We start from the raw sequence: 12,144 nt of genomic DNA, 5'->3' as shown, positions 1-12,144 counted from the left end.
TCAGCAAACTCCTCTTATCAGATAATACCCAACAAATGAAGTACGGTAGGCGTCAGCAAGGCCGTGAACAAACCGTTCAGCGTCAGTCCCAGGCTGGCAAAGGCTCCATATTTGCGTCCGCGTTCCATAGCGGTCGACGTACCGACGGCATGACTGGCTGTACCCATTGACAAGCCTTGGGCGATGGGACTTCCCACATGCCCCCAGCTCAGCACCTTGAATCCGAACACGGCACCGAACAAACCGACGCACACCACCACAGCCGCCGTCAGCGAAGGGATTCCTCCCACACTCTTGGTCACCTCCATGGCAATGGGGGTCGTCACGGACTTGGCAGCCAGGGAAGTGATAATGGCAGGAGATGCACCCAGCCACTTGGCTGTAAAGACCACTGAAACAATGCCAACCAGACAGCCCACCAGCTGTGACAGAAGGATGGGCAACAATTGCTTCTTGATGGCCTCCAGCTGGAGATACAGAGGCACCCCAAGTGCTACCACGGCCGGCTTCAGCCAGAACTCGATGAGATGTCCACCCTCGTTATAGGTCTCATAGCTGATGCCTGTCAACTTCAAGAACACGATAAGCATGGCTATGGTGAGCAGAATCGGGTTCAAGATAACCCATCCCGTACGCTGCTGAATCAATTTGGAGATAAAGAACAGTCCGAATGTCAGTGCCAACAAAAAGAAATCATTACTTAGATAATCCATCGTCTTGTGCTTTAGAGCGGTTTGAAGAATTTTCGTGTTTAGAGAAACGGGCATGTCTGCGGATGTACTGATGCACCCATCCCGTAGATACCAGTACCAGTATCGTACTGATTACCGTAGACACCACAATCGGAATAAACTCCGCCTTGATGACATCGAAATAAAGCATTAACGCAACACCGGGCGGAACGAAGAAAAATCCGAGGTTGGCTACCAGAAAATCGCTCAGTCCCTGTACCCAATGGAGCTTGACCCATTTCAATTTGAGGAAGAGTGTGAGGAGCAACATGCCGATGATGCTCGAAGGAAGTTTGATGCCTGTCAGGTAAACAATGAGTTCCCCCAATGCCAGGCAACCAAACAAAATAAAACACTGACGTATCATGCTTGGTTCAGTTTGTTGGTTTTCAAGAGTTGACGTTCATAACGATAGCTGTACAGGGCTAATGACAAAAAGCCCAGGAAGCTTAATCCGGCTCCGATGAGCGCAGGATATTCATAACCCAATCCTGCCTCCAGCGGCAGTCCGCCACAATAGGCCCCAAACGCATTGCCTAAGTTAAAAGCAATCTGTACGCATGCAGCTCCCATCATTTCGCCACCTTCAGCGTTCTTGAGCAACAACAGTTGCTGGGGCGATGAAAGGGCAAACAGACACAGGGTGCAGACACACATCAAGACTGCTGTCAGATAGGTCAGCGGAGCAAGGAAAAATATGGAAAGCAAGGTCAGACAGATGAGACACTGAGTCGTTGCCGCGACAATGCCGGGTTGGTATTTGTCCGAGAAGTGACCTCCCAGCAGATTGCCCACACACATCCCGGCTCCTGCCAGCACCATCAGCAGAGACATTGCCGACGGCATGAAGCCCGCAACCTCCGTCATCAGGGGAGTGATGTAGCTGTACCAGCTGAACACGCCTCCATTGCCGAACATGGTGGCACAAATGACCAGCCAGGGCGCAGGATTCTTCAGGAAGCGGAATTGTCCCTTCAGTCCGGTGTTAGGCAGCGGCTCCATGAAGGGGACCCACTTGTAAATGGCATAACATGTAAATATACCCCACAGTCCCGTGAGCAGAAAGATGATACGCCACGAAAAAGCATGACTCAGGAAAGTCCCTAAAGGAATGCCAATCAGGTTGGCCACCGTCATGCCTGCCACCATCACAGCTATTGCCTGGGCGCTCTTGCCCTTGTCCGCCACACGATCGGCTATGATAGACCCGACTCCGAAATAGGCTCCATGAGGCAGACCGGCTATAAAACGCATCAACAGCATCGTTCCGAAAGTGGGAGATGCTGCTGTCAACAGATGGCCTATAATAAAAAGAGTGATCAGTCCAAGAAGAATTTGTTTCAACGGACGGGTACGCGCTATAAAAACAGTAAGAGGAGCGCCCACACAAACACCTAACGCATACGCAGAAATCAGATGTCCCGCCGTAGGAATAGACACGCACAAGTCGATGGCAACATCGGGCAGGATACTCATCATCACAAATTCAGCAATTCCTAACCCAAGAGTGCCGAACGACAGTGCCAACAAACTTTTTTTCATAAAAAAACTAATACCTTAAAGACTAAAGCTAGATCTTCAGAAACAAAATCTTTTTACCTTTAATACCTTGAAAACTGTTGCAAAGGTAATAGGGCATACCTGTTTTATCCAAATAAACGGTCTGCTTTTTTCGATAAAATATTCTTTTCTTGATGCAGGTCAAAAAACGGCAAATGGATAGAAAACGATTCAAAAGATTTGAGTACTTTTGAAGCCAAAAACAAGAAATAAGTATATAACCTAAAACTTGTATTGCATATATGGGAGGTTTTTTTGGAACAGTTTCAATGAAAGATTGCGTGACAGACCTGTTTTATGGAACAGATTACAACTCGCATCTCGGTACTAAACGCGGCGGTATGGCGACGTATGACAAGGACAAAGGATTCATCCGTTCCATCCACAGCCTGGAAAGCGCTTACTTCAGGAGCAAGTTTGAAGATGAATTGCCAAAGTTCAGCGGGCATGCGGGTATAGGAATTATCAGCGACACCGATTCACAACCACTGGTCATCAATTCTCATTTGGGAAAGTTCGCCATTGTCACTGTTGCTAAAATCAACAACATTGAAGAGCTGGAAAAAGAACTTCTGGAACGTAACATGCACTTTGCGGAGTTGAGTTCCGGCAAGACAAACCCCACCGAGCTGGTCTCACTGCTCATTATACAAGGAAAAAATTTTGTCGACGGCATTGAAAACGTCTATCGCTCCATCAAGGGTTCATGCTCCATGCTGCTGCTCACCGAAGACGGCATTATTGCAGCTCGTGACCAATGGGGACGTACACCTATAATAATAGGTAAGAAAGAAGGCGCTTATGCCATGACCAGCGAATCCAGCAGTCTGCCTAATCTGGACTTTGAAATTGAACGCTATGTCGGACCGGGCGAAATCTTGCGCATACGCCCCGAGGGAATCGAACAGATGCGCAAGCCCAATGAAGAGATGCAAGTCTGCTCCTTCCTGTGGGTCTACTATGGATTCCCGGTATCTTGCTATGAAAACAAGAACGTCGAAGAGGTACGTTTTGCATGCGGATACAAGATGGGACAAAAAGATGAATCGGTCGTAGACTGCGCCTGCGGCATTCCCGATTCAGGTGTCGGCATGGCGCTGGGGTACGCTGAAGGCAAAGGGGTCCCCTATCATCGTGCCATTGCCAAATACACCCCGACCTGGCCCCGCAGCTTTACCCCCAGCAACCAGGAGATGCGTTCGCTGGTTGCAAAAATGAAACTGATTCCCAACCGTGCCATGCTGCAAGGGAAACGTATCCTGTTCTGCGATGACTCCATCGTACGCGGCACCCAACTGCGGGATAACGTAAAAATCCTCTATGACTACGGAGCAAAGGAAGTACACATGCGCATCGCATGTCCGCCGTTGATTTACGGATGCCCCTTCATCAATTTTACGTCCTCCAAGGGCGACCTCGAGCTCATCACCCGCCGCATCATCCAGGAGTTTGAAGGAGATCATAACAAGAATCTGGATAAATATGCCACCACCGACTCCCCCGAATACAAGCGCATGGTCGACACCATTGCCAAGCGCTTCGGGTTGAGCTCCCTGAAGTTCAACACACTTGAAACATTGATTGAGGCTATCGGCCTTCCCAAATGCAAGGTGTGTACACACTGCTTCGATGGCAGCAGCCACTTTTAGACAATTAACCTAACTATAAACCAAAAATACAATCGCCATGACATTCATTGAACGTTTTTTGAAATATGTGAGCTTCGACACACAGTCGAGCGAAGACTCACAGACAACTCCAAGTACAGCCAAGCAAATGGTATTTGCCGAGTACCTGAAAAGCGAACTGGAAGAAATCGGCTTGGAAGAAATCTCTTTGGATGAGAACGGCTACCTGTTTGCCACTCTTCCCTCAAACACCGACAAGGAAGTCCCTGTCGTCGGCTTCATTTCCCACATGGACACCAGCCCCGACATGACCGGAGCCAATGTCAATCCGCGCATCGTGAAGAACTATGACGGCGGAGACATCATTCTCTGTGCTGAAGAAAACATCGTCCTTTCCCCCAAACAGTTCCCCGAACTGCTCGACCACAAGGGAGAAGACCTGATCGTAACCGACGGCAAGACCCTGCTGGGAGCTGACGACAAGGCAGGTATTGCAGAAATTGTTTCAGCCATCGCTTATCTGAAGGAACATCCTGAAATCAAGCACGGGAAAATCCGTATCGGCTTTAACCCCGACGAAGAAATCGGCTTGGGAGCCCACAAGTTTGACGTGGAGAAGTTCGGATGCGACTTTGCTTATACCATGGACGGCGGTGAAGTCGGAGAACTGGAATTTGAGAACTTCAATGCTGCGTCGGCTAAAATAACGGTGAAAGGCCGCAACGTACACCCGGGCTATGCCAAGAACAAAATGATCAACTCCCTTCTGGTAGCAAACACCTTCGTCTCCCTCCTTCCCCAAGTAGAAACCCCGGGACATACGCAGGACTACGAAGGTTTCTTCCACCTGGTAGGCATGAAGGGCGAAGTGGAGCAGACAACCGTCTCATACATCATCCGCGACCACGACCGCAATAAGTTTGAGGCCCGCAAGCAACAGATGCAACGCGTGGCAAACTTCCTGAACGCCGAGTATGGCGAAGGTACCGTCTCGGTTGAAATCAAAGACCAATATTACAACATGCGTGAGAAGATCGAACCGGTGATGCACATCATCGACATTGCATTCCATGCCATGGAAGAAGCCGGTGTTACCCCGAAGGTGAAGGCCATCCGTGGAGGAACGGACGGTGCACAGCTTTCCTTCAAGGGGTTGCCTTGCCCGAACATCTTCGCCGGAGGATTAAACTTCCACGGGCGCTATGAATTTGTGCCGGTTCAGTCCATCGAAAAAGCCATGAATGTGGTCATCAAGATTGCTGAGCTGACAGCTAAACGCTGAAAAAGATGTCCGAATTATCTCCGTTGATTATTGACCTGGCGCTCATCCTGATGTGCGCCGGGCTCACAACCCTCATCTTTAAGCGACTTAAACAACCATTGGTATTAGGATACATTGTTGCGGGCTTCATTGCGAGCCCGCACATGCCCTATACCCCCTCCGTACAAGACACAAACGACATCAAGCTGTGGGCAGACATCGGAGTCATATTCCTCCTGTTTGCCCTGGGACTGGAATTCAGCTTCAAGAAACTGATGAAAGTCGGCGGGACAGCCATCATCGCTGCCTGTTCGGTCATACTTGTCATGATTGTGCTGGGCGTCCTGGTAGGCATGTCGTTCGGTTGGGACCGCATGGACTGCATCTATCTGGGAGGAATGCTTGCCATGTCGTCCACAACCATCATCTACAAAGCATTTGACGACATGGGACTGCGGCAACAACGCTTTGCCGGACTGGTGCTAAGTGTTCTTATCCTGGAGGATATCCTGGCCATCGTACTCATGGTGATGCTGTCCACCCTGGCAGTCAGCCAGAACTTCGAAGGCATGGAGATGGTACAGAGCGTAGTAAAGCTGGTCTTTTTTCTGGTCCTTTGGTTTGTCGTCGGCATCTATATCATACCGACTTTCCTGAAGCGGGTGCGCAAATGGATGTCTGCCGAAACCTTGTTGGTAGTTGCTGTCGGCATGTGTTTCCTGATGGTCGTACTGGCAGCTGAAGCCGGTTTTTCTGCCGCATTCGGAGCCTTCATGATGGGTTCCATCCTGGCTGAAACCGTAGAAGCCGAATCCATCGAGAAACTTGTTGCACCGGTAAAGGACCTGTTTGGTGCCATCTTTTTCGTATCGGTAGGTATGATGGTTGACCCAGCCATGATTGTAGAGTACAAGATTCCCATCATCGTCATCACGCTTACCATCCTACTGGGACAAAGCATCCTCGGTTCCGGAAGCTTCGTGCTTGCCGGACAACCTCTGAAGGTTGCCATGCAGTGTGGATTCAGCTTGACACAAATCGGTGAATTCGCCTTCATCATTGCTTCGTTGGGTGTCAGCCTGAACGTCACCAGCGATTTCCTCTATCCCATCGTAGTAGCCGTATCAGTCATCACGACCTTCACGACTCCCTACATGATCCGTCTGTCTGTTCCTGCCTACAACTGGGCAAGCAAACGGATTCCAAGCAAATGGATGGGCTTGCTGGAACATTACTCCATCCATTCGCACACCACTGTCAATCAGGAGAACAATTGGCGTAAATTCCTGAAGGCCGTGTTCCGCATGATGCTGGTCTACTGCATTGTGACTGTAGCAACCATTGCCATCTGTACCCAATTTATCACCCCCTTCCTGCTGGCATGGCTTCCCAGGCAATGGGGTGACCTGGTCGGTATGGTCATCACCATTCTTGCCATCTCTCCTTTCCTGCGTGCCATCATGGTAAAGAAAAACCACTCGGTCGAGTTCCAGGCCTTGTGGCGGGACAACCGTTTTAACCGGGCACCACTCGTTTCGATTATCCTGCTGCGTATTGTATTGGCAGTATGCTTTGTGATGTATGTCATCTCAGCCTATTATCATGCTTCGGCCGCTTTAGCCGGAGGGGCAGCCATCGTTCTCGTGCTGCTGATGATTTATTCACGTTGGCTGAAGAAGCACTCCATCGTCATGGAGCGTACTTTCATGCAAAACCTGAATCTGCGCGACCGTTACGAAGAGTATCGGGGAGAAAAGCAACCGGAATACGTCGGTCATCTGCTCTCACACGACCTGCACCTCTCCGATTTTGACATTCCGGCAGATTGTGCATGGGCAGGGCAAACTCTGAAAGAGCTGAACATGGGACGAGTCTATGGCGTACATGTAGCGTCGATTCTACGTGGTAGCCGACGCATCAACATCCCCGGAGGTGACGAACGCATCTATCCGAATGACCGCTTGCAGGTCATCGGCACGGATGAGCAGCTCGCGACGTTGGGCAAAGCCATGAGCCGGTTGGAAGAAGAGACGAAAGACAAGGAACAGCAGAACTGGGAACATCAGGAAATGCGTCTGAAGCAATTCATTATCGATGCCGATTCCCCCTTTCTCGACAAGAGCATCCGGCACAGTGGCATTCGCAACCAATACAACTGCCTGATTGTCGGTATCGAGAAAGCTGACGGCACCTTGATGAGTCCCGATGCAGACGAGGTTCTCCATCAAGGGGAAGTCATCTGGGTAGTCGGCGAAGAAAAAGATGTAGCCCACCTGCTGGACAAGACCAAAGAGAAGGCAAACGAACCATAACAACCATTTTAAACGATAAATACTATGAGAAGTAACCCTGAAGAATGTCTCTATTGCCAGAACAATGAGACCTTACACAATCTGATGATTGAGATTGCCCCGCTGAGCGTATCGCGCGTATTCCTGTTCAAAGAGCAGACCTATCACGGACGTTGCCTGGTGGCTTACAACGGACATGTCGACGATTTGTGTGAACTGAGTGACGAGGAGCGCAATGCCTTCATGGCAGATGTAGCCCGTGTTACCCGTGCCATGCACAAGGTGTTCCATCCGGAAAAGATCAACTATGGTGCTTACAGCGACAAGCTCTCTCACCTCCATTTCCACTTGACACCGAAATATGTAGACGGTCCGGACTACGGAGGTGTATTCCAAATGAATCCCGGCAAGGTATACCTGACCGATGCCGAATATCAGAAGATGATTGATGAGCTGAAGGCAGCGTTGTAAAGACCGAGTACCTGCCGGATTGGTCCAGCCTCCCGGAAGCATGTAATGATGACAAGACTGGCTTCCGCCAGAAACATACGGGAACAGCTAAAAAAGAAGCGTGCATGCCCGCTATCCGAAAGATAGTAAACATGCACGTTTATGCTATAAGAAGACCCTAGCAGGCCTGCTTATTTCAATGCGGCAATGGCAGCATCGTAGTTCGGCTCTGTAGTAATTTCCGGAACCAATTCGGCATACACAACCTTACCTTCCGGATTCACCACAACAACCGCACGGGCCAACAGACCAGCCAAAGGCCCGTCTACCATACCCACACCATATTTCTGTGCGAAATCAGACAAATTTCTGAAGTCTGACAAGGCAACCACGTTCTTAATGCCTTCAGTAGTACAGAAACGGCCCTGTGCGAAGGGCAAGTCCTTGGAGATGGCCAGCACGACAGCATTGGGCTGAGAAGCCGCCAACTGATTGAATTTGCGTACAGAGGTTGCACAAACGGCTGTATCCATGCTCGGGAAGATATTCAACACAGCATATTTGCCTTTTACCTCATCAAGCGTAAAGGTAGACAAATCACCCTTCACGAATGCAAACTCCGGTGCTTTTGCACCAACAGCGATAAATTCACCTGTTAAAGCCACAGGATTTCCTTTGAATGCAGTTTTTGACATACTTGTATTCTCCTTTCAGTTATTTTAGTTTGACAGATAATCTTCTTTTGCAACCGTTACAATTTTGTATAAACAAAGGTACGAAATGAATTGGTATTCCCAACAGGCCGGATGCTTTTTTAATGTTCTTTAGGTATCATCTGCCCTTTATCCCCGAGCTCCTATCTCCCGGACTTATAATCCCGTATGACAAATTTCACCTTGTCAATAGGCGCATTATCGGTTTATGCGTACTTTTGTACATCCATTTAACCCAACAGACAAATGAAAGAACCCATCAAACTACTCGTCGTGCAAGCTTTGCCCGACGAATATACCCCCACCCCACTGCCGGGAGCTACAGTAGAACATGTCTATACCGGTGTAGGAAAAGTCAATGCAACATTTCGACTCACGGAGGCCATCTACCGGGTACATCCCGACGTGGTACTGAATGTCGGAACAGCTGGCACAACAAAGCATCGGCTGGGTGATATTGTACTCTGCACACAATTCATTGACCGAGACATGCGTGTTCTGGCAGATTTTGGAGTAACCTGGCAACTGAATACCGGGGAGTCACTCAAAGCATTTCCCTGGAAATGGAATCTGCCAACGGACGGATGCTGCAACACAGGAGACAGTTTCGTGACCGATGCTTCCGGTGTGGAAGGCGACGTGGTCGACATGGAAGCCTTTGCACAAGCACAAGTCTGTATGGAGCTGAACATCCCTTTCATGGCTATAAAATATGTGACAGACCTGATTGGACAAAATTCGGTAAAGCATTGGGAAGACAAGCTGGCTGATGCCCGCCGCGACCTGGAGACCTTCTTTGTAACCCAAATCGGGTAACACCGTAAGGCAACCTTCCACTTTTCAGTCTATATATAATAAGGTATAAAGAACGACTATGTTAACGATTGAACAAATACTTCAAAACCTACACATCGAACAATTAAATCCGATGCAGGAAGCTGCCTTGGATGCCGGCCGTGAGCAAAAAGACCTCATTTTGTTGTCGCCTACGGGTTCCGGCAAGACACTGGCCTACCTGCTTCCGCTCCTGGAACACTTAAAAGAGGGAATCCAGGGAGTGCAAGCTGTTGTACTGGTGCCTTCCCGTGAACTGGCCCTACAGACAGAACAGGTATTCAAGTCGATGGGAACCTCCTTCCGAGTGATGAGCTGCTATGGCGGACGTCCGACTATGGATGAACACCGGACGATGAACGGCATCCATCCGTCGGTCATCATCGGTACCCCGGGGCGCATGAACGACCATCTATCCAAACAGAACTTCGATGCCTCTACGGTACACACCTTAATCATCGATGAGTTTGACAAGTGCCTGGAATTTGGCTTTCATGATGAAATGTCAACAGTCATCGCCCAACTACCAGCCTTGAAAAAACGAATCTTGCTTTCTGCGACTGATGCTGAGGAGATACCTGAGTTCACCGGTCTGCATCGAATCATCAAGCTGAACTTCCTGACAGAAGATGCTACCCTGTCAGACCGAATCCGGTTGCATGTAGTACATTCTCCGGAGAAAGACAAACTGGAGACATTAGCCCGCTTGCTCTGTATGCTTGGGACCCAGTCATCCATCGTATTTTGCAATCATCGGGAATCAGTAGAACGTGTCAGTACCTACCTGACCTCCCGGAAAATACAGAACGGCATGTTTCATGGCGGCATGGAACAGGCAGACCGCGAACGTGCACTATACAAGTTCCGCAATGGAAGTTGCAATGTGTTTGTATCGACGGACCTCGCGGCACGTGGACTTGACATTCCGGAGATAGACAATGTGATACATTATCATCTTCCCCTCAACGAAGAAGGATATATCCATCGGAACGGACGGACTGCACGCTGGGATGCCGAAGGAAATTCGTTCCTGATTCTTCATCCGGAAGAAGTATTGCCCGCCTATATCAATGAATCACCCGATGAGTTCATCCTTGATGAAGGTCCACTCAAGCCCGTGCGCCCCTTATGGGTAACATTATATATAGGTAAAGGAAAAAAGGACAAAATCAACAAGGTCGATATTGCCGGATTCCTATATAAAAAGGGACACTTGCAGCGCGATGAAATCGGCCGGATTGACGTAAAAGACCACTACGCCTATGTAGCAATCTGTCAGAAGAAGTTAAAACAAACCCTGAATTTGATAAAAGGAGAGAAAATTAAAGGGTTAAAGACTGTCATAGAGGAAACAAAATGATAGTATTTGTATAAATAAGCCTGCTTTCCCGTTATCAAAGTGTCAAAGTGTCATCCATTTAGCTCAATATTATATCATTTAGATTAAATATAGCTCCAAATGTCACTTTTCTACTAAAAAAGTTGTAAGCTGAATAATAATGTGTAAATTTGCATCACGACATTATAACAAACAGTATTAACCAAAACTTATATCAAATGAAAAAGCATAATTTCAATGCGGGACCGTCTATTTTACCTCGTGAAGTAATCGAGCAAACAGCTCAAGCAGTGTTGGACTTCCATGGAGGAGGACTCTCTATTCTGGAGATTAGTCACCGTGCAAAAGACTTCCAGCCAGTCGTTGATGAAGCCGTTGCATTGTTTAAAGAAATTCTTCAGATTCCCGAAGGCTATTCAGTATTATTCTTGGGTGGTGGTGCCAGCTTGGAATTCTGTATGGTTCCTTACAACTTCCTCGAAAAGAAAGCAGCTTACCTGAACACAGGTACATGGTCAAAGAAGGCTATCAAAGAAGCTAAGAACTTCGGTGAAGTGGTAGAAGTGGCCTCTTCAGCAGCCGACAACTTTACGTATATCCCCAAAGACTTTGTCATCCCGACCGATGCTGACTATTTCCATGTAACAACGAACAATACCATCTTTGGTACTGAACTTCATAAGGACCTCGACAGTCCGATTCCCATGATTGCCGACATGTCGTCCGACATCTTCTCCCGCCCGGTTGATATCAGCAAGTATATCTGCATATACGGTGGTGCACAGAAGAACCTGGCTCCTGCCGGTGTGACCTTCGTGATTGTGAAAAACGATGCCGTAGGCAAAGTCAGCCGTACCATCCCGACAATGCTGAACTACCAGACCCATATCGACGGTGGCTCCATGTTCAATACACCTCCTGTACTGCCTATCTATTCTGCCATGTTGACTTTGCGCTGGCTGAAAGCCCAAGGTGGCGTAGAAGAAATGCAACGTCGTGCCAAAGCACGTGCTGAAATGCTTTATGGTGAAATCGACCGCAACCGTCTCTTCCGTGGCACAGTAACCTGTGAAGAAGACCGCTCATACATGAACATTTGCTTCGTGATGAAAGACGAATACAAAGAACTCGAAGCTGACTTCTTGAAATTTGCTACCGAACGTGGTATGGTAGGTATCAAGGGACACCGTTCCGTAGGTGGATTCCGTGCTTCCTGCTACAACGCCATGCCGTTGGAGAGCGTGAAAGCGCTGGTAGAGTGCATGCAAGAGTTTGAAAAGGCACATTAATCATTGTGAGGAGTGAAGAGTGACCGAGAACAAACTGTCATTCTTCAC

Annotated in this window: 11 protein-coding genes; 7 read left to right on the top strand and 4 right to left on the bottom strand. The window is 48.6% G+C overall.

The window, feature by feature from the left end; translation table 11 throughout:
- Nucleotides 1-17 precede the first annotated feature (17 nt).
- From C8275_RS07765 to araJ, 3 genes are read right to left on the bottom strand one after another with little or no spacing between them, the layout of a single operon-like run.
- Nucleotides 18-713: an LrgB family protein gene (locus C8275_RS07765; protein ID WP_106484713.1), complete on the bottom strand. Its 696-nt coding sequence runs from the start codon at nt 711-713 to the stop codon at nt 18-20.
- A complete protein-coding gene (locus C8275_RS07760; protein ID WP_106484712.1) occupies nt 697-1,098 on the bottom strand; it encodes a CidA/LrgA family protein in 402 nt (133 codons plus the stop codon). The genes C8275_RS07765 and C8275_RS07760 overlap by 17 nt, the downstream gene beginning before the upstream one ends.
- Nucleotides 1,095-2,273 (bottom strand): MFS transporter AraJ, encoded by a 1,179-nt coding sequence (araJ, locus tag C8275_RS07755; RefSeq protein ID WP_106484711.1) that lies wholly within the window; start codon nt 2,271-2,273, stop codon nt 1,095-1,097. The genes C8275_RS07760 and araJ overlap by 4 nt, the downstream gene beginning before the upstream one ends.
- 260 nt (nt 2,274-2,533) lie before the next feature.
- On the opposite strand from araJ, the gene C8275_RS07750 reads away from it, so the two are divergent.
- Genes C8275_RS07750 through C8275_RS07735 form a run of 4 tightly spaced genes read left to right on the top strand, consistent with a single transcriptional unit; the run spans nt 2,534 to nt 7,942 of the window.
- A complete protein-coding gene (locus C8275_RS07750) occupies nt 2,534-3,940 on the top strand; it encodes an amidophosphoribosyltransferase (protein ID WP_022386051.1) in 1,407 nt (468 codons plus the stop codon).
- Nucleotides 3,941-3,977: 37 nt separating this feature from the next.
- Nucleotides 3,978-5,201 (top strand): peptidase T, encoded by a 1,224-nt coding sequence (gene pepT / locus C8275_RS07745; protein ID WP_106484710.1) that lies wholly within the window; start codon nt 3,978-3,980, stop codon nt 5,199-5,201.
- 5 nt (nt 5,202-5,206) lie between these two features.
- On the top strand, nt 5,207-7,492 hold the full coding sequence (locus C8275_RS07740; protein ID WP_106484709.1) for a cation:proton antiporter: 2,286 nt from the start codon (nt 5,207-5,209) through the stop codon (nt 7,490-7,492).
- 24 nt (nt 7,493-7,516) lie between these two features.
- Complete coding sequence (locus C8275_RS07735) at nt 7,517-7,942, top strand: HIT family protein (RefSeq protein ID WP_106484708.1); 426 nt, start codon at nt 7,517-7,519, stop codon at nt 7,940-7,942.
- 170 nt (nt 7,943-8,112) lie between these two features.
- On the opposite strand, the gene tpx is transcribed toward C8275_RS07735, so the two are convergent.
- The gene (gene tpx / locus C8275_RS07730; RefSeq protein ID WP_022386047.1) at nt 8,113-8,616 is read right to left on the bottom strand and encodes a thiol peroxidase; all 504 of its coding nucleotides are present in this window, start codon (nt 8,614-8,616) and stop codon (nt 8,113-8,115) included.
- A 264-nt stretch (nt 8,617-8,880) separates the two neighbouring features.
- On the opposite strand from tpx, the gene C8275_RS07725 reads away from it, so the two are divergent.
- From C8275_RS07725 to serC, 3 genes are all read left to right on the top strand, one after another.
- The gene (locus C8275_RS07725; protein WP_369861133.1) at nt 8,881-9,450 is read left to right on the top strand and encodes a nucleosidase; all 570 of its coding nucleotides are present in this window, start codon (nt 8,881-8,883) and stop codon (nt 9,448-9,450) included.
- A 58-nt stretch (nt 9,451-9,508) separates the two neighbouring features.
- Nucleotides 9,509-10,828: a DEAD/DEAH box helicase gene (locus C8275_RS07720; protein WP_106484707.1), complete on the top strand. Its 1,320-nt coding sequence runs from the start codon at nt 9,509-9,511 to the stop codon at nt 10,826-10,828.
- Between the two features lie 197 nt (nt 10,829-11,025).
- The gene (gene serC, locus C8275_RS07715) at nt 11,026-12,096 is read left to right on the top strand and encodes a 3-phosphoserine/phosphohydroxythreonine transaminase (RefSeq protein ID WP_106484706.1); all 1,071 of its coding nucleotides are present in this window, start codon (nt 11,026-11,028) and stop codon (nt 12,094-12,096) included.
- Nucleotides 12,097-12,144 lie beyond the last annotated feature (48 nt).

The organism is Bacteroides sp. Marseille-P3684 (assembly GCF_900291465.1).
Classification (GTDB): domain Bacteria; phylum Bacteroidota; class Bacteroidia; order Bacteroidales; family Bacteroidaceae; genus Phocaeicola_A.
The sequence above is the reverse complement of the archived record's forward strand: the minus strand, read 5'-3'. Positions and strand labels throughout refer to the sequence as shown.

Excerpts from the sequence above, each read along its gene's own strand:
- tpx (WP_022386047.1), bottom strand. The coding sequence starts at position 8,616 with ATGTCAAAAACTGCATTCAAAGGAAATCCTGTGGCTTTAACAGGTGAA.
- C8275_RS07760 (WP_106484712.1), bottom strand. The coding sequence starts at position 1,098 with ATGATACGTCAGTGTTTTATTTTGTTTGGTTGCCTGGCATTGGGGGAA.
- C8275_RS07725 (WP_369861133.1), top strand. The coding sequence starts at position 8,881 with ATGAAAGAACCCATCAAACTACTCGTCGTGCAAGCTTTGCCCGACGAA.
- C8275_RS07750 (WP_022386051.1), top strand. The coding sequence starts at position 2,534 with ATGGGAGGTTTTTTTGGAACAGTTTCAATGAAAGATTGCGTGACAGAC.
- pepT (WP_106484710.1), top strand. The coding sequence starts at position 3,978 with ATGACATTCATTGAACGTTTTTTGAAATATGTGAGCTTCGACACACAG.
- araJ (WP_106484711.1), bottom strand. The coding sequence starts at position 2,273 with ATGAAAAAAAGTTTGTTGGCACTGTCGTTCGGCACTCTTGGGTTAGGA.
- C8275_RS07735 (WP_106484708.1), top strand. The coding sequence starts at position 7,517 with ATGAGAAGTAACCCTGAAGAATGTCTCTATTGCCAGAACAATGAGACC.
- serC (WP_106484706.1), top strand. The coding sequence starts at position 11,026 with ATGAAAAAGCATAATTTCAATGCGGGACCGTCTATTTTACCTCGTGAA.
- C8275_RS07765 (WP_106484713.1), bottom strand. The coding sequence starts at position 713 with ATGGATTATCTAAGTAATGATTTCTTTTTGTTGGCACTGACATTCGGA.
- C8275_RS07740 (WP_106484709.1), top strand. The coding sequence starts at position 5,207 with ATGTCCGAATTATCTCCGTTGATTATTGACCTGGCGCTCATCCTGATG.
- C8275_RS07720 (WP_106484707.1), top strand. The coding sequence starts at position 9,509 with ATGTTAACGATTGAACAAATACTTCAAAACCTACACATCGAACAATTA.